This is a genomic window from Pseudomonas sp. GW821-FHT02C04, from assembly GCF_059421845.1.
On the sequence record NZ_JBWKVT010000004.1, the window covers coordinates 509497 to 530424 of the forward strand.

The 20928-nt window shown below is 61.2% G+C and carries 19 protein-coding genes; 10 read left to right on the plus strand and 9 right to left on the minus strand.

All coding sequences use genetic code 11. The features are described 5' to 3' along the window. Positions 1 to 3 precede the first annotated feature (3 nt). Both pncB and AC07VV_RS17930 read right to left on the minus strand, forming a co-directional pair. Positions 4 to 1227 carry a nicotinate phosphoribosyltransferase gene (pncB, locus tag AC07VV_RS17925; RefSeq protein WP_495036978.1) on the minus strand — a complete coding sequence of 408 codons (1224 nt, stop codon included), beginning with the start codon at positions 1225 to 1227 and terminating at the stop codon, positions 4 to 6. Between the two features lie 107 nt (positions 1228 to 1334). After that, positions 1335 to 2240: a LysR family transcriptional regulator gene (locus AC07VV_RS17930; RefSeq protein ID WP_007950669.1), complete on the minus strand. Its 906-nt coding sequence runs from the start codon at positions 2238 to 2240 to the stop codon at positions 1335 to 1337. 161 nt (positions 2241 to 2401) lie between these two features. Between AC07VV_RS17930 and amaB the strand changes: the two genes are divergently transcribed. The 9 genes from amaB to AC07VV_RS17975 all read left to right on the plus strand — a co-directional run bounded on the left by amaB (position 2402) and on the right by AC07VV_RS17975 (position 13269). Beyond that, the gene (gene amaB / locus AC07VV_RS17935; protein ID WP_096819801.1) at positions 2402 to 3892 is read left to right on the plus strand and encodes an L-piperidine-6-carboxylate dehydrogenase; all 1491 of its coding nucleotides are present in this window, start codon (positions 2402 to 2404) and stop codon (positions 3890 to 3892) included. Positions 3893 to 3981: 89 nt separating this feature from the next. Then, positions 3982 to 5265, plus strand: coding sequence for an L-pipecolate oxidase (gene amaA / locus AC07VV_RS17940; protein ID WP_495036979.1), 1284 nt, complete (start codon positions 3982 to 3984; stop codon positions 5263 to 5265). A 364-nt stretch (positions 5266 to 5629) separates the two neighbouring features. Continuing rightward, positions 5630 to 6763 carry a branched-chain amino acid ABC transporter substrate-binding protein gene (locus AC07VV_RS17945; RefSeq protein ID WP_495036980.1) on the plus strand — a complete coding sequence of 378 codons (1134 nt, stop codon included), beginning with the start codon at positions 5630 to 5632 and terminating at the stop codon, positions 6761 to 6763. 146 nt (positions 6764 to 6909) lie between these two features. Then, positions 6910 to 7824 (plus strand): ABC transporter permease subunit, encoded by a 915-nt coding sequence (locus AC07VV_RS17950; RefSeq protein WP_007950661.1) that lies wholly within the window; start codon positions 6910 to 6912, stop codon positions 7822 to 7824. A 3-nt stretch (positions 7825 to 7827) separates the two neighbouring features. Beyond that, complete coding sequence (gene livM, locus AC07VV_RS17955) at positions 7828 to 9129, plus strand: high-affinity branched-chain amino acid ABC transporter permease LivM (RefSeq protein ID WP_495036981.1); 1302 nt, start codon at positions 7828 to 7830, stop codon at positions 9127 to 9129. After that, positions 9126 to 9998, plus strand: a complete 873-nt coding sequence (locus AC07VV_RS17960; RefSeq protein WP_096819797.1) for an ATP-binding cassette domain-containing protein — start codon at positions 9126 to 9128, stop codon at positions 9996 to 9998. The genes livM and AC07VV_RS17960 overlap by 4 nt, the downstream gene beginning before the upstream one ends. Next, the gene (locus AC07VV_RS17965) at positions 9995 to 10711 is read left to right on the plus strand and encodes an ABC transporter ATP-binding protein (RefSeq protein WP_096819796.1); all 717 of its coding nucleotides are present in this window, start codon (positions 9995 to 9997) and stop codon (positions 10709 to 10711) included. Before AC07VV_RS17960 ends, AC07VV_RS17965 begins: the two co-directional genes overlap by 4 nt. A gap of 757 nt (positions 10712 to 11468) precedes the next feature. After that, positions 11469 to 12233, plus strand: coding sequence for an SDR family oxidoreductase (locus AC07VV_RS17970; RefSeq protein WP_007950653.1), 765 nt, complete (start codon positions 11469 to 11471; stop codon positions 12231 to 12233). Between the two features lie 130 nt (positions 12234 to 12363). Continuing rightward, positions 12364 to 13269 carry a cation diffusion facilitator family transporter gene (locus AC07VV_RS17975; RefSeq protein WP_102620120.1) on the plus strand — a complete coding sequence of 302 codons (906 nt, stop codon included), beginning with the start codon at positions 12364 to 12366 and terminating at the stop codon, positions 13267 to 13269. Positions 13270 to 13308: 39 nt separating this feature from the next. Here the strand turns inward: AC07VV_RS17975 and AC07VV_RS17980 are convergent, their stop codons facing one another. From AC07VV_RS17980 to AC07VV_RS18010, 7 genes are all read right to left on the minus strand, one after another. Beyond that, entirely contained in the window at positions 13309 to 14442 is a 1134-nt protein-coding gene (locus AC07VV_RS17980) for an AGE family epimerase/isomerase (protein WP_495036982.1), read from the minus strand. Positions 14443 to 14542: 100 nt separating this feature from the next. Further along, the gene (locus tag AC07VV_RS17985; RefSeq protein WP_495036983.1) at positions 14543 to 15115 is read right to left on the minus strand and encodes a HupE/UreJ family protein; all 573 of its coding nucleotides are present in this window, start codon (positions 15113 to 15115) and stop codon (positions 14543 to 14545) included. 27 nt (positions 15116 to 15142) lie between these two features. Continuing rightward, a complete protein-coding gene (gene ureG / locus AC07VV_RS17990) occupies positions 15143 to 15757 on the minus strand; it encodes an urease accessory protein UreG (protein ID WP_007950645.1) in 615 nt (204 codons plus the stop codon). A gap of 22 nt (positions 15758 to 15779) precedes the next feature. Next, positions 15780 to 16454, minus strand: a complete 675-nt coding sequence (locus tag AC07VV_RS17995; RefSeq protein WP_495036984.1) for an urease accessory protein UreF — start codon at positions 16452 to 16454, stop codon at positions 15780 to 15782. Continuing rightward, complete coding sequence (ureE, locus tag AC07VV_RS18000; protein ID WP_096819791.1) at positions 16451 to 16951, minus strand: urease accessory protein UreE; 501 nt, start codon at positions 16949 to 16951, stop codon at positions 16451 to 16453. The genes AC07VV_RS17995 and ureE overlap by 4 nt, the downstream gene beginning before the upstream one ends. A gap of 203 nt (positions 16952 to 17154) precedes the next feature. Continuing rightward, entirely contained in the window at positions 17155 to 17787 is a 633-nt protein-coding gene (locus tag AC07VV_RS18005) for a TetR family transcriptional regulator (protein ID WP_096819790.1), read from the minus strand. Positions 17788 to 17962: 175 nt separating this feature from the next. Then, positions 17963 to 18469 (minus strand): hypothetical protein, encoded by a 507-nt coding sequence (locus AC07VV_RS18010; RefSeq protein WP_457383106.1) that lies wholly within the window; start codon positions 18467 to 18469, stop codon positions 17963 to 17965. A gap of 375 nt (positions 18470 to 18844) precedes the next feature. Here AC07VV_RS18010 and AC07VV_RS18015 point away from each other — a divergent pair, with 375 nt between their 5' ends. Beyond that, positions 18845 to 20920: an AsmA family protein gene (locus tag AC07VV_RS18015; protein ID WP_495036985.1), complete on the plus strand. Its 2076-nt coding sequence runs from the start codon at positions 18845 to 18847 to the stop codon at positions 20918 to 20920. The last annotated feature ends 8 nt before the right edge of the window (positions 20921 to 20928 follow it).

The following is a 20928-nucleotide window of genomic DNA, read 5'->3' on the forward strand; positions in this document are numbered from 1 at the left end:
AATTCACTCCTTGCTAGATAGGCTGGAAACGGCAGGAACCTGGAAAACGTGTCGCAAATAGGCGACGAAATTCGGGTCTTTGCAGTGAGTCTTGCCCGGCTCGTCGGAGATCTTTGCCACCGGTTGGCCGTTGCAGGCGGTCATTTTAAGCACGATGCTCATCGGTTCGACACCCGGAATGTCACAGGTCAGGTTGGTACCGATGCCGAAGCTGACATTGATCCGACCGCGCAGCGCGCGGAAGATCTCCAGCGACTTGGGCAGCGTCAGGCTGTCGGAGAACACCAGCGTCTTGCTCATCGGGTCGATGCCGAGCTTGTGGTAGCGGGCGATGCATTTTTCGGCCCAGATCACCGGGTCCCCGGAGTCGTGGCGCAGACCGTCGAAGAGCTTGGCGAAATACAGGTCGAAATCGTTGAGGAAGGCATCGGTGGTGATGCAGTCGGTCAGCGCGATCCCCAGCAAGCCGCGGTACTCGCGAACCCAGCAGTCGAGGGCGGCGATCTGGCTGTCGATCAGTCGCGGGCCGAGTTGCTGGTGGGCCATGATCCACTCGTGGGCCATGGTGCCCAGCGGTTTCATGTCCAGCTCGCGGGACAGGTGCACGTTGCTGGTGCCGACGAAACGACCGGGGAAATCGTGCTTGAGCACGTTCACCACTTCTTCTTGCACGCGGTAGGAAAAACGGCGACGTGTGCCGAAATCGGCGACCTGCAATTCCGATAGCTCGTCGCTCGAAGCATTGGCCGTCAGCCAGTCGAACTTGCGGTAAAGCTGCTCGCGGGCTTGTTCCAGAACCGTTTCGCGGTAGCGATAGCGGTTGCGCACTTCGCTGACGATCGCCAGCAGCGGCACTTCGAACAGAATCACATGCAGCCACGGCCCGCGCAGGCGGATGAATAGTTCGCCGTTCTCGATTCCGGTGTGCAGGTAGCGCAGGTTGAAGCGGAACAGGCCGAGGAATCGCAGAAAGTCAGGTTTGAGGAAGCTGATGCGTTCCAGGAAACTCAACTGATCGGCGCTCAGGCTCAACTCGGCCAGACGCTCGACCTGGAAGCGGATCTCCGCCAGATACGGGCGCAGATCTTCACTGTTACGGCAACGGAACTCCCATTCGACTTCGACGTTGGGGTAGTTGTGCAGCACCGCCTGCATCATCGTCAGTTTGTAGAAGTCGGTGTCGAGCAGGTTCTGCACGATGCGATCGGCAAACACACTCTCGCTCATAACGGGGTCTCCAGGCGGACCGCGCGTTGGCGCGGTATCAATCAATGGCGCTAGTGGCTCATATCCGGGGTGTGGATTGCCAGCGATTTTTATCCCGGCCTTGAGCCTCAGACCGCATCAGGACTGTCGATCTGTTCCAGCATCCACTTCACGAAATCCCGCACCTTGGGCACTTCCGCCGCGTGTTCCGGATAGGCCAGGTAGTAGGCGTCGGTGCTGGGCATTGCATGCTGCCAGGGAATGACCAGTTTGCCGTCGGCCAATTCCTCTTCCACCAGAAACCTTGGCAACAGGGCGACGCCGCAGCCGACCTGCGCGGCGCGGATGCACATATAAAAGGTTTCGAAACGCGGGCCGTGGTAGCTGTGCTCGGTCTGGTAGCCCTGGCTGTCGAACCAGTCGTGCCAAGCCTGCGGGCGCGAAGCATTCTGCAGCAGGACCAGATCGGTGAGTTGCGTTGGATCAGTCAACGGAGTGTCCGGCAGGCTACTTGGTGCGCAGACCGGCACAAGTTCTTCGCCGAAGAGCTTCAGGCATTCGGTGCCAGGGCGTGAACCCTGGCCGAAATAGAACGCCAGGTCGCTGCGCCCTTGCAGCAAGTCATCGGCCTCCTGCTCGTTGCACAGGTCCAGATGAATCGACGGATGGCGCAGGCGCCAGCCCTTGAGGCGCGGCACCAGCCAGCGTGCGCCGAAGGTCGAGGGCGTGGAGACGCGCAGGACTTCGGTCTCGCCGCCGTAGGAACGCAGGTAATGGGTCGACATCTCGACCTGGGTCAGGATTTTTCTGACTTCCACCAGGTACAAATCACCGGCCGGGGTCATCTGCAAACGGCGGCGAACACGGCGGAACAACAAGTGCTGTAACAATTCCTCAAGTTGCGCCACCTGCTTGCTGACGGCGCTCTGGGTCAGGTTCAGTTCCTCGGCGGCCCGGGTGAAACTCAGGTGCCGGGTCACGGCCTCGAAGCACTGCAACGCGGTGATCGACGGCAAGTGGCGTTTGTTCAGCATGGGCGTTCCTTTTCTTGTCTTTCTGCGCAGCATGAATAAACGGAATGATATCTCGCGTAAAGGTCGTTTGTTGCACAGCCTTCCTGACGCTACAACTAAAGGTCTGCCCGGTCGTGAAAACGCGCCCGCACACATTCAGTTTTTTGCTTGAGGAGTGACCCATGGTTGCCGCATTGCTTGATCGTCTTGGTGTGAACCCGGCCCTGTACCAGAACGGCAAAGTGCCGGTGCATTCGCCCATCGATGGCAGCCGCATCGCCGCCGTGAACTGGGAAGGCCCGGCCGAAGTCGAGCAGCACATCAGTCGCGCAGATCATGCGTTCGAACAATGGCGCAAGGTGCCGGCCCCGCGTCGCGGCGAGCTGGTGCGTCAGTTCGGCGAAGTCCTGCGCGAGTACAAGAATGATCTCGGCGAACTGGTTTCCTGGGAGGCCGGCAAGATCACTCAGGAAGGCCTCGGTGAAGTGCAGGAGATGATCGACATCTGCGACTTCGCCGTCGGCCTGTCGCGCCAGTTGTATGGTTTGACCATCGCTTCCGAGCGCCCGGGCCACCACATGCGTGAAACCTGGCATCCGCTGGGCGTGGTCGGCGTGATCAGTGCGTTCAACTTCCCGGTCGCGGTGTGGGCGTGGAACACCACGCTGGCGCTGGTCTGCGGCAACCCGGTGGTGTGGAAACCGTCGGAGAAAACCCCGCTGACCGCGCTGGCCTGTCAGGCGCTGTTTGATCGTGTGGTGAAGAACTTCAGCGATGCGCCGGCCAATCTGTGCCAGGTCATCATCGGCGGCCGCGATGCCGGCGAAGCGCTGGTGGATGACCCGCGCGTGGCGCTGATCAGCGCCACCGGCAGCACCCGCATGGGCCGCGAAGTGGCGCCGAAAGTCGCCGCACGCTTCGCCCGCAGCATTCTTGAGCTGGGCGGCAACAACGCGATGATCCTCGGCCCGAGTGCCGATCTGGACATGGCCGTACGCGCCATTCTGTTCAGCGCCGTCGGCACCGCTGGTCAGCGTTGCACCACGTTGCGTCGCCTGATCGCCCATGAATCGGTGAAAGAAGAAATCGTCACCCGCCTCAAAGCCGCGTACTCCAAGGTCCGCATCGGTCACCCGCTGGAAGGCAACCTGATCGGCCCGCTGATAGACAAGCACAGCTTCGAAAACATGCAGGACGCGCTGGAGCAGGCACTGAGCGAGGGCGGCCGGGTGTTCGGCGGCAAGCGCCAACTGGAAGATCAATTCCCGAATGCCTACTACGTGTCGCCGGCCATCGTTGAAATGCCGGAGCAGAGCGACGTGGTGTGCAGCGAGACCTTCGCGCCGATCCTGTACGTGGTTGGTTACAGCGACTTCGAAGAGGCGCTGCGCCTGAACAACGCTGTGCCACAAGGCCTGTCCTCGTGCATCTTCACCACCGATGTGCGCGAGGCCGAGAAATTCATGTCGGCAGTCGGCAGTGACTGCGGCATCGCCAACGTCAACATCGGCCCGAGCGGCGCGGAAATCGGCGGCGCGTTCGGCGGCGAGAAAGAGACGGGCGGCGGTCGTGAGTCGGGCTCGGATGCATGGCGCGCGTATATGCGCCGCCAGACCAACACCGTGAACTACTCGCTGGAGTTGCCGCTGGCGCAGGGCATTACATTCGACTGACAGTTTTCTCAATGCTATCGATCGTTCCCGCGTTCTGCGTGGGAACGATCATTTTGGTGTGTTTGGCAGGTTTCTGTTGGAGTCTGGCAATGCCGTTACGCGAAGAATGTCTGTGGGAAAAACTCACGCCGCAACGACCGGATAACACGGCGCTCAGGGGCGAAGTCAAAGTCGATGTCTGCGTGATCGGCGCCGGGTTTACCGGGCTGTCGGCGGCGCTGCATCTGTTGGAAAAGGGCAAAAGCGTCTGCGTGCTCGAAGCCCATCGCGCCGGGCATGGCGGGTCCGGGCGCAACGTCGGCCTGGTCAACGCCGGGATGTGGATTCCGCCGGACGAGATCGAGGCCGGCTTCGGCGAGGCGGTCGGCAGTCAGCTCAACCGCATGCTCGGTGCGGCGCCGGCGCTGGTGTTCAGCCTTGTGGATAAGTACAACATCGATTGCCAGTTGCGCCGTGAAGGCACCCTGCACATGGCGCACAACGCCAAAGGTGAGGCGGATCTGCGCAGTCGCGAAGAACAGTGGAAACGCCGCGGTGCGCCGGTCGAACTGCTGACCGGCAAGGCCTGTGAACAGGCGACCGGTACGCAGAAGATTGCCGCCGCGTTGCTCGACCGGCGTGCCGGCACTCTCAATCCGATGGCGTATGTCACCGGGCTGGCGAAAGCCGTGGCGGGGCTCGGCGGGCAGATGTTCGATCATTCCCCGGTCACGCGTCTTGAACGTCAGGGCCAGCAATGGTCGGTGCAGACCGAGCAGGGTTCGGTGCAAGCCGAACAAGTGGTGATCGCCTCCAACGCCTACACCGAAGGCGACTGGACCGAACTCAAACGCAATTTCTTCCCCGGTTACTACTATCAGGTCGCTTCGGTGCCGCTCACCGAAGATGCCGCCCAGGAAATCCTGCCGGGCGGGCAGGGCTCGTGGGATACCCGTCAGGTGCTGAGCAGCATCCGCCGCGACAAGGACGGGCGACTGTTGCTGGGCAGCCTTGGCAACGGCAATCAGAAACCGACCTGGTTCCTCAAGGCCTGGGCCGACCGGGTGCAGCAGCATTACTTCCCCAATCTCAAACCCGTGGAATGGGAATGCACCTGGACCGGGCGCATCGCTTTTACTCCCGATCATTTGATGCGCCTGTTCGAGCCCGCGCCGGGACTGGTGGCCGTCACCGGTTACAACGGCCGTGGCGTGACCACCGGCACCGTGGTCGGCAAAGCCTTCGCCGACTACCTGTGTAACGGAAATCCTCAGGCGTTGCCGATTCCCTTTGCACCGATGCAGCCCCTGGCGGGCGTGGGTTTGCGCAGTTGCCTGTACGAGGCCGGGTTCTCGCTGTATCACGCGGGCCAGTGCCTGCGCATTGTCATTTGAGTGTTGAAATATGTTGCGTAACGCGGCGCTTTTCGGCGTAGCGACTAGCCTGTAATGGTGCGGGTTGTAGCAGTCCCGCACCAGCAGTGTGCAGTTCGGTGACGCGGGCTGTTACAGGCTGGTTGCACGTCGTTTGGCGCCGCGGTTGCAATGATGGCGCGTGCGGGTTGCGCCTGAAAAAATAAATGGTTTCACCTTCCGCGGTTTAGACGGTTGCACGCCCAATGAAAATGGGAACGAAACAGTCGAAATAACAAGAAAGCAGCGACTTTTTGAAGAATAAAAAACCGATGGCACGGCCCTTGCTCTGAGCAATCCAGTGAAGTCGCAGTGCCAACTAAAAAAAACCTTGGAGCACCACCTCATGTCCCAGACGTTTTACAAGAAAGGCTTTCTGGCCCTCGCAGTGGCTACTGCGCTGGGTGTTTCTGCGTTTGCACAAGCTGATGTGAAAATCGGTGTGGCGGGCCCTATGACTGGCGCCAACGCGGCATTTGGCGAGCAGTACATGAAGGGGGCACAAGCGGCGGCCGATGCGGTCAACGCGGCGGGCGGCGTCAACGGGGAGAAAATCGTCCTGGTCAAAGGCGATGACGCCTGCGAACCGAAACAGGCGGTGACGGTCGCCAAGGACCTCACCAACCAGAAAGTCGCCGGTGTGGTCGGCCACTTCTGCTCGTCCTCCACCATTCCTGCGTCGGAGATCTACGACGAGGCCGGCATCATCGCGATCACCCCGGGTTCCACCAACCCGCAAGTGACCGAGCGCGGCCTGAGCGCCATGTTCCGTATGTGCGGGCGTGACGACCAGCAAGGCATCGTCGCCGGCGACTACATCGTCGACGTGCTCAAGGGCAAGAAAGTGGCCGTGCTGCACGACAAGGACACCTACGGTCAGGGCCTGGCCGATGCGACCAAGGCACAGTTGACCAAGCGCGGCGTGACGCCGGTGCTGTACGAAGGCCTGACCCGCGGCGAGAAAGACTTCAGCGCCGTGGTCACCAAGATCCGCGCGGCCGGTGCCGACGTGGTCTACTTCGGCGGCCTGCACCCGGAAGCCGGTCCACTGGTCAAGCAACTGCGTACCGAAGGCCTGAAAGACGTGAAGTTCATGTCTGACGACGGCATCGTGACCGACGAACTGGTGACCACTGCTGGCGGCCCGCAATACGTCGATGGTGTGCTGATGACCTTCGGCGCCGACCCGCGCCTGCTGCCGGAAAGCAAGACTGTAGTGGATGCCTTCCGCAAGGCCGGCACCGAGCCTGAAGGCTACACCCTGTACGCCTACGCTTCGGTTCAGGCACTGGCTGCCGGCTTCAACGGCGCCAAGTCCAACAAGGGCGAAGACGCTGCCAAATGGCTGAAAGCCAACCCGGTCAAGACCGTGATGGGCGAGAAGACCTGGGATTCCAAGGGCGACCTGAAAGTGTCCGACTACGTGGTCTATCAGTGGGACGCGACCGGCAAATATCACCAGCTGGAAAAACAGAAGTAAGGGCTGACGCGATCGGCTGACCTCTGCAGATCTTCTGTGGGGGCCAGCCCGGTCGTGGCTGACATTGCTCCGACGTAAATCTGTATTTTTCCTAGAAGAACCGCGCGCCTCAGGGTGTGCAGGTTCTCACTGCGTGAGATTGCGTTATGGATGGTATTTTCCTGCAGCAACTGGTCAACGGCCTGACCCTCGGGTCGGTCTATGGCCTGATCGCCATCGGCTACACAATGGTCTACGGCATCATCGGCATGATCAACTTCGCCCACGGCGAGGTTTACATGATTTCCGCTTACCTCGCGGCAATCAGTCTGGCTCTGCTGGCTTACTTCGGTATCGAATCCTTCCCGCTGCTGATGCTCGGCACACTGGTCTTCACCATCGTCGTCACGGGGGTGTATGGCTGGGTCATCGAACGCATCGCCTACAAACCACTGCGCAACTCCACCCGACTGGCACCGCTGATCAGCGCCATCGGTATCTCCCTGATTCTGCAAAACTATGCCCAGATCAGCCAGGGCGCCCGTCAACAGGGTGTACCGACGCTGCTCACCGGCGCCTGGCGCATCGACGTCGGCTCGGGCTTCGTCCAGCTGACCTACACCAAGATCTTCATTCTCGTTGCCGCCTTCGTCGGCATGGGCCTGCTGACCTACGTGATCAAGTACACCAAGCTCGGCCGCATGTGCCGCGCGACCCAGCAAGACCGCAAGATGGCCTCGATCCTGGGGATCAACACCGACCGCGTGATTTCCTACGTGTTCATCATCGGTGCAGCAATGGCGGCCCTGGCCGGCGTGCTGATCACCATGAACTACGGCACGTTCGACTTCTACGCAGGCTTCGTCATCGGCATCAAGGCGTTCACTGCCGCGGTGCTCGGCGGGATCGGCTCGCTGCCTGGCGCCATGCTCGGCGGGATCATCCTCGGGATCTCCGAGTCGTTGTTCTCGGGCCTGGTCAACTCCGACTACAAAGACGTGTTCAGCTTCTCGCTGCTCGTACTTGTTCTGGTCTTCCGGCCTCAGGGCCTGCTGGGCCGTCCTCTTGTGTCGAAGGTGTAAGCGATGTCTTCAACCACTGCAAAATCCATCGATGTCAAAAAAAGCCTGGTTGAGGCGATTCTCGCCGGTCTGATTGCCCTGATCGTGTTCGGGCCGATTGTCGGCGTCGTTCTCGACGGCTACAGCTTCAACCTCGAACCGACCCGCGTGGCGTGGATCATTGCCATCGTCATGGCCGGCCGGTTTGCCCTCAGCCTGTTCCTGCAAACCCCCAAGGGCCTGAAAATCCTCGAAGGATTCGAGAGCACCGGTTCCGGCGTGCATGTGCTGCCCGCCGATCACAAATCCAGGCTGCGCTGGATCATCCCGCTGCTGATTGTGCTGGCCGTGGCCGTGCCGTTCGTTTCCAACTCCTACCTGCTGGGCGTGGTCATCCTCGGGTTGATCTACGTGCTGCTGGGGTTGGGGCTGAACATCGTGGTTGGTCTGGCCGGCCTGCTCGACCTCGGCTACGTGGCGTTCTACGCCATTGGTGCCTACGGTCTGGCGCTCGGTTATCAGTACCTCGGCCTGGGCTTCTGGACCGTGCTGCCGCTGGCGGCGATCACCGCCGGGCTGGCCGGTTGCATCCTCGGTTTCCCGGTGTTGCGACTGCACGGCGACTACCTGGCGATCGTGACCCTCGGTTTCGGTGAAATCATCCGTCTGATTCTCAACAACTGGCTGTCCCTGACCGGCGGTCCGAACGGCATGCCGGCGCCACTGCCGACCTTCTTCGGCCTGGAATTCGGCAAGCGGGCGAAGGATGGCGGGGTGCCGTTCCACGAGTTCTTCGGCATCGCCTACAACCCGGACGTGAAGTATTACTTCATCTATGCGGTGTTGTTCCTGGTGGTGCTGGCCGTGCTGTACATCAAGCATCGTCTGGTCAAGATGCCGGTTGGCCGCGCCTGGGAAGCCCTGCGTGAAGACGAGATCGCCTGCCGCTCGATGGGTCTCAACCACGTGCTGGTCAAGCTCTCGGCGTTCACCATCGGTGCGTCCACGGCCGGTCTGGCGGGCGTGTTCTTCGCCACCTACCAAGGCTTCGTCAACCCGACCTCGTTCACCTTCTTCGAGTCGGCGCTGATCCTCGCCATCGTCGTGCTCGGCGGCATGGGCTCGACCATCGGTGTGGTGATCGCAGCGTTCGTGCTGACCGTCGCCCCGGAACTGCTGCGCGGCTTCGCCGAGTACCGCGTGCTGCTGTTCGGGATCCTGATGGTGTTGATGATGATCTGGCGACCTCGCGGGCTGATCCGCATCAGCCGTACCGGGGTCACTCCACGCAAAGGTGCCATTCACTATGAGAGGACTGCGCCATGAGTGAGGTCGTACTCTCTGTTGAAAAACTGATGATGCACTTCGGTGGCATCAAGGCCTTGAGCGACGTCAGCCTGAAGGTCAAACGCAACTCGATCTTCGCCCTGATCGGCCCCAACGGTGCCGGCAAGACCACGGTGTTCAACTGTCTGACCGGGTTCTATAAAGCCTCCGGCGGCAAGATCGAACTCAACGTGCGCGGCCAGCAGACCAACGTCATCAAACTGCTGGGCGAGTCGTTCAAACCGACCGACTTCGTCTCGCCGAAAAACTTTGCCAGTCGTCTGTACTACAAGATGTTCGGCGGCACCCACCTGGTGAACCGCGCGGGCCTGGCCCGGACGTTCCAGAACATTCGCCTGTTCAAGGAAATGTCGGTGCTGGAAAACCTGCTGGTGGCCCAGCACATGTGGGTCAACCGCAATATGCTGGCCGGCATCCTCAACACCAAGGGTTATCGCAAGGCCGAAAGCGATGCGCTGGACTGCGCGTTCTACTGGCTGGAAGTGGTGGATCTGGTGGACTGCGCCAACCGTCTGGCCGGTGAACTGTCCTACGGTCAGCAACGCCGTCTGGAGATTGCCCGGGCCATGTGCACGCGGCCGCAGATCATCTGCCTCGACGAACCGGCCGCCGGCCTCAACCCTCAGGAAACCGAAGCGCTGAGCGCGATGATCCGGCTGCTGCGTGACGAGCACGATCTGACCGTGGTGCTGATCGAACACGACATGGGCATGGTAATGAGCATTTCCGATCACATCGTGGTGCTGGACCACGGCATTGTCATCGCCGAGGGCGGTCCAGAGGCTATCCGTCACGATCCGAAGGTGATTGCGGCTTATCTGGGCGCCGACGAAGAGGAAGTCGTATGACGCAACCCATCCTCGAACTCAAGGATCTGGACGTGTTCTACGGCCCGATCCAGGCCCTCAAAGGCGTCTCGCTGCAGATCAACGAAGGGGAAACCGTCAGCCTGATCGGCTCCAACGGCGCGGGCAAGTCGACGCTGCTGATGTCGATCTTCGGCCAGCCACGGGCGGCAGGCGGACAGATCGTTTATCAAGGCGTGGACATCACCCACAAGTCATCGCACTACATCGCCTCCAACGGCATCGCGCAGTCGCCGGAAGGGCGGCGGGTGTTCCCCGACATGACCGTCGAGGAAAACCTGCTGATGGGCACCATCCCGATTGGCGACAAGTACGCCAAGGAAGACATGCAGCGCATGTTCGAGCTGTTCCCGCGGCTCGAAGAGCGCCGCACGCAGCGCGCAATGACCATGTCCGGCGGCGAACAACAGATGCTCGCCATTGCTCGGGCGCTGATGAGCCGTCCCAAGCTGTTGCTGCTGGATGAGCCGAGCCTGGGGCTGGCGCCGATCGTGGTGAAACAGATCTTCGCCACCCTGCGGGAACTTGCGAAAACCGGCATGACCATTTTCCTCGTCGAACAGAACGCCAACCATGCGTTGAAACTGTCCGACCGGGCGTACGTGATGGTCAACGGCGAGATCCGCCTGACGGGTACCGGCAAGGAGTTGCTGGTGAACGAGGAGGTGCGAAACGCCTATCTCGGCGGGCACTGAGTTTTCAGGTTTTCCACAGCGATACAGAGCCCCGAGACGCCAGTCCCGGGGCTTTTTTGTATCCAGAATCCATCACGATCCACGCCATTCCCGAAATTGTGGAAAACAAAATCCCCAACCTGCCAAAGCGCGACATATAGACGCTGCAAATCGCTGTTTTTCCACAGTTTTGACTTGTCCCCGTTTGCTGTGGAGCCGGCTGTGAATAACGTGGGAGTAGCTGGCTGAGAGCCTTTCAAACCGTGGCTTGCAGGCCTGTGGTTGTTTTTTGATCAGGCCTTTTCCCAGTTGCTGGAGGCTCGTTTGTCAACCTTTTTATGGCCACGGCAAAACAGGCGAATGCATGTGGGCAGGCCTGTGGATAAGTCTGTGATTAAACTCTGGAAAGACTGCGCTAAGGGCCGTGATTACTGGCCCTGCGCAATCACGGTGGTGACCGGTCGGTCGTGCAAAATGCCTTGCCCGGCACAATCGGCGGATCAGGGTCAAGCGAAAAACTTTGCTTTTGCGGCGCAAAGCCTTGTGTGGCGCGGCTTTGCGCATTTCCACTTGCCCCCGGAAACTGTGGAAGGGCTTGTGGATAACGTGCGTGCATGTGGCTACAGGCCACGCCACTCAAGGCGTTGCGAGCATTGATCAAATAATGAACAGAAAAGCACGCCAGTCGGTGGTTGCTCGTGAATGCGGGGCCGGGCATGCTGCCTGCTGATTTTCTATTCCAATGGCTGCCCCGGGTGGCCGAAGCAAGGAGAACACGATGTCCAACACCCTGTTTATCACCGGCGCGACGTCCGGTTTTGGTGAAGCCTGTGCCCGTCGTTTTGCCGAGGCCGGCTGGAAACTGGTGCTGACCGGTCGTCGTGAAGAACGCCTCAACGCGCTGTGTGCCGAGCTGTCGAAGCAGACCGAAGTGCATGGCCTGGTGCTGGACGTGCGTGATCGCAAGGCGATGGAGGAGGCGATTGCCAACCTGCCGCCGTCCTTCGCCAAGCTGCGCGGCCTGATCAACAACGCAGGTCTCGCGCTGGGCGTGGACCCTGCACCGAAGTGCGACCTCGACGATTGGGACACCATGGTCGACACCAACGTCAAAGGCCTGATGTACAGCACTCGCCTGTTGCTGCCACGTCTGATCGCCCACGGTCGCGGCGCCGGCATCGTCAACCTCGGTTCCATTGCCGGTAACTACCCGTACCCGGGCAGCCACGTTTACGGCGCTACCAAGGCGTTCGTTAAACAGTTCTCGCTGAACCTGCGCTGCGACTTGCAGGGTACTGGCGTGCGCGTCAGCAACATCGAGCCGGGGCTGTGCGAGAGCGAGTTCTCGCTGGTGCGTTTCGCGGGTGATCAGGCGCGTTACGACGCCACCTACGCCGGTGCCGAGCCGATCCAGCCGCAGGACATCGCCGAAACGATTTTCTGGGTACTGAATGCCCCGGCGCACATCAACATCAACAGCCTGGAACTGATGCCGGTGAGCCAGACCTGGGCGGGTTTTGCCATCGAGCGTAACAAGGCTTGATACGGTTTTGCCCTCTTCGCCAGCGGGCTGGCGAAGAGGGCAAAACGGCCAGATTCTGGCAGTAAGGTAGACTATCTCCTCAACAACCCCGCCGCACTCTGCGGTTTTCAAGGTTTTTCGAGGAGTTCAAGTGAGTAACCGAGGTGAGCAGTCGCTGCTCAAACAATCGACCATCCTGATGTTCGCCGTGGCGATCGCCGGGATCGTCACCGGTTTTGTTTCGGGTTCCCAGTCCATCCTGTTCGATGGCTTTTTTTCGTTGATTGCAACGTTCATCAAAGTCCTGATGCTGATCACGGCGAAGCTGATCGCCAAGCAAAGCAACCAGCGCTTCCAGTTCGGTTTCTGGCATCTGGAGCCGATGGTGCTGCTGATCGAGGGCAGTTTCCTGCTGCTGATCGCCATCTATGCGTTTCTCAACGGCGTGTTCGGCATCATCAATGGCGGTCGTGAAATCGAGCTGGGTCTGGTGATCATCTACGCGGCGGTATTTACCGTTGTCGAGTTCGCCTACTTCTTCTACGTGCGTCACCGTAATCGCAAGCTCAAGTCGAGCCTGATCCAGTTCGACAACATCAGTTGGCTGGTGGACGCGATGCTGTCGGTGGGCCTGTTGATCAGTTTCCTCGCGGCGCTGCTGCTCAAGTCCCAGGGTTATGGCGAATGGGCGAAGTTCGTCGACCCGCTGATTCTCATCGTGCTGGCCCTGACCATGCTGCCGCCGGCCTTCAAGATTCTCGGCCCGGCGCTGCGGGACGTGCTCGGCATTGCGCCGGACACGCTGGACGATCAGGTGCGTCAGGTGATGGACGCGGCCAAGGTCGAGCATGGTTTCGACGACTACGTGTCTTACGTGCAGAAGCACGGGCGGGCGCGGTTCATCGAGATTCATGTGGTGTTGCCGGCGGATTACCGGCTGCAGAGCGTCGGCCAGCTGGATGTGCTGCGTGAGGCGATTTCCGCGAAGCTGGGCAAACCGGATGCGGCGCGCTGGCTGACCATCAGCTTCACTGGCGACAGGAAGTGGATTGCCTGATGTTTCGTGGCGAGGGAGCCGGCTCCCTCGCCACGGCTGTCAGCTCAGATAGTCGGCGAGGCCGCGATAGCAGGTCGCCAGGTGATACGGCGTGGTCGACGGCATGTCCTTGCGGCTGACCTCGCCCTGTTCGTCGCGGCATTCATGCCAGCCACCCGCATGCAGGAAGCGCTGCTGCAACGCATGCAACTGGCGCAGCACGGCGGCTTCGCTGTCCGGACGCAGTGTCAGCGCGCGCAGGTATTCGGCCTGGGCCCAGATGCGCTGGGTCGAATCTTTCGGGCGTCCGTCCCTATTCAGATCGAGCATGGCCCGCACGGCACCGGACGGCTGCACCACACCGAACTGCTCGGTGAACGCAAAGGCCCTGTCCAGGGCGGCATGCAGTTTCGAACCGCGCAGCACGGGCGAGGACTCCAGCAGGAAATACCACTCGAACTGATGGCCCGGCTCATACCAGTTATCCACAGCCCCCAGCGGTTTTTCCATCAGCACGCCATGTTGCGGATCGACGAAACGCTTGTGCATGGCTGTGCATAACTCGCTCAGCGCTTGCTTGACCTGTGCATCTTCGCGCACGGCCAGCGTGGCCAGGAACGCTTCGGCCAGGTGCATCAATGGGTTTTGCAGCGGGCCGGTTTCCAGCGTGATCCAGTCGCGGTCGAGGCAGGCTTCGTAGAGGCCGTCACCGGTGGCGAACCGCCGGCCGATGACTTCCAGCGCAGCGTTCAGGGTCGATTCCACCAAAGGCTCGCGGGATTTCTCCCAGTAATGCGCGCAGGCGAACAGGATGAAGGCGTGGGTGTAGAGATCCTTGCGCTGATCCAGCGGTTTGCCCTGGGGATCGATGCTGTAGAACCAGCCGCCGTGCTCGGCATCGTGGAAGTGCCGTTGCAGGGAGCGGAACAGTGCGGCCGCCCGAGCTTCGGCGTTATCCACAACCCCGATCAGGCTGGAAAACAGATACAGCTGCCGTGCGCAGGCCATGGCCCGATAGCGCTGCGGAGGCAGCGGCTGATGCGCGGCGTCCAGCGCTTCGTATGGCAACGCCATGTCGGCGTTCCAGCCCGGTCCTTGCCAGAGGGGCACGATCACGTCCAGAAAGTGCTGTTGCACTTCACCGAACAGGGTGGTCAATTCAGGCAGGGAGGTGGAGCGGGAAGCGTGGGGCATGGGCGGACGTCGTCACGGCAGGGGCGATTGCGCGACATGGTAGCAGAGAGTGGCGATCGATCGTTCCCGCGCCATGCGCGGGAGCGATCAGAGGTGCCATTCAGCCGGCCAGCAACCACGCGCCCGTCACGGCCGAAGCCGCTCCGGCCAGTCGAACCAGCGGCGCGGCCGCCTGAGGCAGAAAACGCACGACCGCATAACCCGCCGCATGCAGGGCAGCTGTCGCGAGCACGAAACCGGCGGCATACGCCCATGGGCTCGACATATCCGGCAACTCCAGACCGTGGGCCACGCCATGGAACAGCGCAAACAGCGCCGTCGCCGCCACCGCCATCACCAGCGGCGGACGCACCGCCAGCGCCACCGCCAGGCCCAGCGCCAGCACCGACGCGGCAATCCCGCTTTCCAGCGCCGGCAACTCCAGCCCTTCAAATCCGAGCATCCCACCGATCAGCATGGTGCCGACGAAGGTGCACGGCAGCGCCCAGCGTGCCGCGCCTTGCTGCTGCGCCGCCCACAGACCGACGGCCACCATCGCCAGCAAATGGTCGAGGCCGCCGATCGGGTGGCTGATACCGGCCACCAGGCCAGAGTCGCCGTGGCCGGGGTGGGCGAAGGCCAGTGCCGGGGTCAGCAGTAGCGCGACGGCGCCGAAAATGCGTTTGAGTGTCATGGATAAGCTTCCTTGTTGATCAGTGAATCAGGCTGCGGTCAGCAGGCCCTGGCGTTCGATGAAGGCGATGATGTCTTCCAGGCCCTGACCGGTTTTCTGGTTGCTGAACACGAACGGCTTGCCGTTGCGCATGCGTTGGGTGTCGCTGTTCATCATCTCCAGCGAGGCGCCGACCAGCGGCGCGAGGTCGATCTTGTTGATCACCAGCAGGTCGGATTTGCAAATGCCGGGCCCGCCTTTGCGGGGCAGCTTGTCGCCGGCCGACACGTCGATCACGTAGATGGTCAGGTCGGACAGTTCCGGGCTGAAGGTGGCGGAAAGATTGTCGCCCCCGGACTCCACCAGAATCAGGTCCAGCCCCGGAAAACGCCGGTTCAGTTGATCCACCGCTTCAAGGTTGATCGAGGCGTCTTCACGAATCGCCGTGTGCGGGCAGCCGCCGGTTTCCACACCGATGATGCGTTCCGGCGCCAGCGCTTCGTTGCGCACCAGGAAGTCGGCGTCTTCGCGGGTGTAGATGTCGTTGGTGACCACGGCCAGGTTGTAGCGCTCGCGCAGCGCCAGGCACAGGGCCAGGGTCAACGCGGTCTTGCCGGAACCGACCGGGCCGCCAATGCCCACGCGCAGGGGTTGTGTGTTCATGTGATTCTCCAGATAAAAGGCCCTAGGAACGGAACAGGCGGCTGTACTGGCGCTCATGGGCCATGCACGCCAGGGACAGACCGAACGCGGCGCTGCCGAGGTGTTCGGGATTGATTCGGGTGGCGTCCTGCTGCGCCAGTTGCAGCAGCGGCAGCAGTTCGCTGGTCAGGCGCTGGGCGGCTTGCTGGCCCAGCGGCAGGGTTTTCATCAGTACCGCGAGCTGGTTTTCCAGCCAGCTCCACAGCCACGCGGCGAGGGCGTCCTGCGGGCTGATCTGCCAGGCGCGCGCGGCCAGTGCCCAGCACACGGCAAGGTGCGGTTCCGCGCAGTGTTCGAGAAAGTCCCGCGCGGCCTGATCGAGTTCGGGCAAGCCGTTGAGCAATTGCTGCAACGAGTAGCCCATCTGCCGGCTCTCCAGGTACAGTTCGCGGGTTTCGCGGCTGGCACGGTGGCTTTCACAGATACGCAGCAGCTCATCCCAGTTTTCATCCGCGGCGGCCTGGCAATGGGCAAGCAGCATGGGCGCTTCGAACCGCGCGAGATTGAGCAGCAATTGATCGCTGATCCAGCGGCGGGCGCTTTCCGGATTATCGACTCGACCGTTATCCACCGCCATTTCCAGGCCCTGGGAATAGCTGTAGCCGCCAATCGGCAATTGCGGACTGGCCAGGCGCAGCAGCGCCCAGGCCGGGTTCACAAACGGACGCCGAACTGGTGGAGTTTCGGCGCGTAGTTGAAGTCCTCGTCACCGTGCCGCGAATGATGATGGCCGCCACCGTAGGCGCCGTGTTCCGGCTGGAACGGCGCTTCGATCGATTCGACCTGCGCGCCGAGCTGTTCGAGCATGGCCTTGAGCACGTAATCGTCGAGCAGACGCAACCAGCCGTCACCGACTTGCAGGGCAACGTGGCGATTGCCCAGGTGATAGGCCGCGCGGGTCAGTTCGAAGGCGTTGGCGCAGGTGACGTGCAGCAGTTGTTCGGGGCGGGCGCAGACCCGGACGATCCGGCCATCTTCGGCTTGCAGGCATTCGCCGTCATGCAGCGGCGGCTGGCCGCGCTCCAGAAACAATCCGACGTCTTCACCTTCGGCACTGAAACAGCGCAGGCGGCTTTTGCTCCGGGCTTCGAAGGTCAGGTGCAACTCGGCGGCCCAGACGGGTTGGGGGTCGATTCTGCGATGAATCACCAGCATCAGAAAGCTTCCTGCTAAGAACAATGCTCAGGCTAGAGCAAGGGGCTTGCCAATCGGGCGAGACGTAGGAAAACCCTGTCGGAGCCTAGCGGATGTTTCAAGATGTTGCAGGATTGTGAGGTGTTTTGGTGCATGAAGGTTTTTACATGCACCAATTTACGGCGCAAAAAAAATCGCAGCTTCAGGCTGCGATTTTGGTCTGCTTACTCGGTACTCCCGAGCCCTTGCCAATGCTTCAACCCGATAAAGATGAAGCGCAACTGCTGGGTGATCTTCGCCTGTGGCGTCAGATGCTCGGGCAGGGCTTCGGCCGGTGGATCGATGATGTCCGGCAGGGTGGCGAACACCGATTTGACGATCAGGTCGGCCATCACGCTCAGGCCTTCACGGTTCAGGTGCTGGAGTTTGGGCATCAAGGCCAGATCCGCCGCCAGGTCGGAACTGATGTTTTCACGCAAACGGCCAATGGCCTGACGCACCGGCAGCGATCCGCCGTACTGCTCACGGGCCAGAAACAGGAACTGCGAACGGTTGGCGCTGACCACGTCAAGGAAGATCCGCACCGACGCATCGATGATCCCGCCCATGACGAATTCGTTGTGGCGCACCAGGCGGATGGTTTCGCGGAAGGTCTGGCCGACTTCGCTGACCAGTACCAGGCCGAGTTCGTCCATGTCGGCGAAATGCCGGTAGAAACCGGTGGGCACGATTCCGGCGGTTTTCGTCACTTCACGCAGGCTCAGGCTGCCGAATCCTCGGCCGCTTTCCATCAAGTGGCGGGCAGCGTCCATCAGGGCGTTGCGGGTCTGTTGTTTCTGTTCGGCGCGGGGCAGCATCGCAAGGGTGTGTTCTTAGGCAAGACAAGCGCCGCACTCTAGCAAATCGGCTTTGTCGGCGTCGAACGGCAGCGGGGGGAGATGGAAGCGGGAAATCGCGACTTCTTTATACAGGCTGCTGAAAAGTCAAAAGCCCAATCCGGGGATTGGGCTTTTTTTCCAGGCCGCCACGGGCTTAGCTCAAAGCGCTGTTGCGTTCGATCACGCGGTCACCACCACCCTCGGCCAGGGTTTGACCTTGTGGGGTTTTGTCGTAGCCATCAGCAGCCAGGGTTTGACCTTGTGGGGTCTTGTCGTAGCCGTCAGCAGCGAGGGTCTGGCCTTGAGGGGTGCGATCGGAACCATCGGCTGCAAGGGTTTGACCTTGTGGAGTGCGATCCGAGCCGTCTTGAACCAGACCTTTTTCTTCCAGACGATCACGGCCGCCTTCAGCTACGGTTTGACCTTGTGGGGTCTTGTCATAGCCATCTTGAACCAGACCTTTTTCTTCCAGGCGGTTACGACCGTTTTCAGCCAGGGTCTGGCCTTGTGGAGTGCGGTCCGAACCGTCAGCGGCAACAGTCTGGCTGAAAACCGAGTGGCTGGATTTCACTTGCGGGGTAGCTTGGTCGGCGGCTGGCAGAGCGAAAGCGGTGCTGGCCAGCATCGAGAGGGTAAGACTGAACAGAAGTTGGCGTTTCATGATGGGTTGCTCCTTGGGAGGGCGATAAAGTGGGTACGAAGCTAATGCTACTCTCGATAAGTCGATATAAAAGTTCATAAACACAATGGTAATAATCAACAGAATTGATTGTTCGCTCGGGAGGCTCTAGCTCGGGCGTTTCAGGCGAGCCGTTTTGCACCGCAGTGGGTATTTTCCACCCACTTGCGCCTCGCAAAAGTGCGGGGCCGGTAACGTCGACTCGACCGATCGGTCAGAATGGCGACCGTTTTTTGGCCCTGATGGGGCTTTCGATTAAACCTGCGGGCTGTTTGTCAGTCGTAGACTTCATGAGGGCCGTTAACGGCCCGTCGTTTCAGCGGTGTCGATCCGCCGTCGTTTTCAGGAGCTTTGTGCATGACGCGCACCCGTAAAATCTTCGCCTGGACCTTCGCCACCCTCGTGTTGTTGCTGGCGGTGCTGGTCCTGATCATCGTGTTCTTCGACTGGAACCGGATCAAACCGCCCCTCAACGCCAAAGTTTCGGAAGAGTTGCACCGACCGTTCGCCATCAACGGCAACCTGTCGGTGGTCTGGCGGCGCGAACTCGACGAGGGCGGTTGGCGCGCCTGGGTGCCGTGGCCGCATGTGGTGGCCGAAGACCTGACCCTGGGCAACCCGGACTGGTCGAAGCAGCCGCAGATGGTCACCCTCAAACGGGTTGAACTGCGCATTTCGCCGCTGGCGCTGCTGGCACAACGGGTGACGATCCCGCGTATCGACCTGACTGAACCCAATGCGCAATTGCAGCGCCTGGCCGATGGTCGCGCCAACTGGACATTCAAATTCGATCCCAAGGACCCGAATGCCGAGCCCTCGAGCTGGGTGGTGGACATCGGCGCCATCGGTTTCGACAAGGGCCACGTCACTCTGGACGACCAGACCCTCAAGACCAACCTCGACCTGTTGATCGATCCGCTGGGCAAACCGATTCCCTTCAGCGAAATCGTCGGCGACAAAGCGGCGAAAACCGCGCTGGAAAAGGGCGGCGCACCGCAGGATTATGCTTTCGCACTGAAAGTCACCGGCCAGTACCACGGCCAGAAACTCGCCGGCCAGGGCAAGATCGGCGGCCTGCTGGCCTTGCAGGATGCGGCCAAACCGTTCCCGCTGCAGGCCCAGGCAAAAATCGGCGACACCAGCATCGAACTCGCCGGCACGCTGACCGATCCGCTGAACCTCGGCGCCCTCGACCTGCGCCTGAAACTGGCGGGCGCCAGCCTCGGCAATCTCTATCCGCTGACCGGTGTCACCCTGCCGGACACACCGCCATACTCCACCGACGGTCACTTGATCGCCAAACTGCATGAGCCGGACGGCGCGCAGTTCCGCTATGAACAGTTCAACGGCAAGATCGGCGGCAGCGACATTCACGGCGACCTGGCCTACGTCGCCAGTCAGCCACGGCCCAAGCTGAGTGGCGCGCTGCTGTCCAATCAACTGCTGTTCGCCGACCTCGCACCGTTGATCGGTGCCGACTCCAATGACAAGCAAAAGGCCCGGGGCGGTGAAAGCAAACAACCGGCGGACAAAGTGTTGCCGGTGGAAGAGTTCAAGACCGAGCGCTGGCGCGATATGGACGCCGACGTCGAATTCACCGGCAAACGCATCGTCCACAGCGAGAAACTGCCGTTCACCGACCTCTATACCCACCTCAAACTCAACGACGGCGAACTGAGCCTGGAGCCGCTGCGCTTCGGCGTGGCCGGCGGCAACCTTGATGCGCAGATCCGCCTCAATGGCCGCACCGAACCGCTGGAAGGCCGGGCGAAACTGACCGCGCGCAAGTTCAAGCTCAAGCAACTGTTCCCGACCTTCGAACCGATGAAAACCAGTTTCGGTGAACTGAACGGCGACGCCGACATCAGCGGTCGCGGCAACTCGGTGGCCAAACTGCTGGGCGGCGCCAACGGCAACCTGAAGATGCTGATCAATGACGGCGCGATCAGTCGTGAGCTGATGGAGCTGGCGGGCCTCAACGTCGGCAACTACGTGGTCGGTAAAGTCTTTGGCGACAAGGAAGTGAAGATCAACTGCGCAGCGGCCGACTTCGACATCAAGACCGGGCTGGCGACCACGCGGCTGTTCGTCTTCGATACCGAGAACGCGATCATCTACATCGACGGCACCGCGAACATGGCCACCGAGCAACTGGACCTGACCGTGACCCCGGAGTCCAAGGGCTGGCGTCTGATCTCCCTGCGCTCGCCGTTATACGTGCGCGGCAAATTCATCAAGCCGGATGCCGGGGTGAAAGCGGTGCCGCTGATCCTGCGCGGAGCAGGCATGGTGGCGCTGGGCGTGATCGCCGCGCCGGCGGCGGGGCTGCTGGCGCTGGTGGCGCCGAGCGGCGGCGAGCCGAATCAGTGCGCGCCGTTGCTGGAGCAGATGAAGGCAGGCAAGGCGCCGGTGACCGTCAAACCCACCCGATAAACCCCCAA

Coding starts and splice junctions, on each gene's coding strand:
- livM (WP_495036981.1), top strand. CDS start 7,828: ATGTCTTCAACCACTGCAAAATCCATCGATGTCAAAAAAAGCCTGGTT.
- ureE (WP_096819791.1), bottom strand. CDS start 16,951: ATGCTGGTGATTCATCGCAGAATCGACCCCCAACCCGTCTGGGCCGCC.
- AC07VV_RS17945 (WP_495036980.1), top strand. CDS start 5,630: ATGTCCCAGACGTTTTACAAGAAAGGCTTTCTGGCCCTCGCAGTGGCT.
- AC07VV_RS17965 (WP_096819796.1), top strand. CDS start 9,995: ATGACGCAACCCATCCTCGAACTCAAGGATCTGGACGTGTTCTACGGC.
- AC07VV_RS17985 (WP_495036983.1), bottom strand. CDS start 15,115: ATGACACTCAAACGCATTTTCGGCGCCGTCGCGCTACTGCTGACCCCG.
- AC07VV_RS18015 (WP_495036985.1), top strand. CDS start 18,845: ATGACGCGCACCCGTAAAATCTTCGCCTGGACCTTCGCCACCCTCGTG.
- ureG (WP_007950645.1), bottom strand. CDS start 15,757: ATGAACACACAACCCCTGCGCGTGGGCATTGGCGGCCCGGTCGGTTCC.
- AC07VV_RS17980 (WP_495036982.1), bottom strand. CDS start 14,442: ATGCCCCACGCTTCCCGCTCCACCTCCCTGCCTGAATTGACCACCCTG.
- amaB (WP_096819801.1), top strand. CDS start 2,402: ATGGTTGCCGCATTGCTTGATCGTCTTGGTGTGAACCCGGCCCTGTAC.
- AC07VV_RS17970 (WP_007950653.1), top strand. CDS start 11,469: ATGTCCAACACCCTGTTTATCACCGGCGCGACGTCCGGTTTTGGTGAA.
- AC07VV_RS17930 (WP_007950669.1), bottom strand. CDS start 2,240: ATGCTGAACAAACGCCACTTGCCGTCGATCACCGCGTTGCAGTGCTTC.
- amaA (WP_495036979.1), top strand. CDS start 3,982: ATGCCGTTACGCGAAGAATGTCTGTGGGAAAAACTCACGCCGCAACGA.
- AC07VV_RS18010 (WP_457383106.1), bottom strand. CDS start 18,469: ATGAAACGCCAACTTCTGTTCAGTCTTACCCTCTCGATGCTGGCCAGC.
- AC07VV_RS17960 (WP_096819797.1), top strand. CDS start 9,126: ATGAGTGAGGTCGTACTCTCTGTTGAAAAACTGATGATGCACTTCGGT.
- AC07VV_RS17950 (WP_007950661.1), top strand. CDS start 6,910: ATGGATGGTATTTTCCTGCAGCAACTGGTCAACGGCCTGACCCTCGGG.
- pncB (WP_495036978.1), bottom strand. CDS start 1,227: ATGAGCGAGAGTGTGTTTGCCGATCGCATCGTGCAGAACCTGCTCGAC.
- AC07VV_RS18005 (WP_096819790.1), bottom strand. CDS start 17,787: ATGCTGCCCCGCGCCGAACAGAAACAACAGACCCGCAACGCCCTGATG.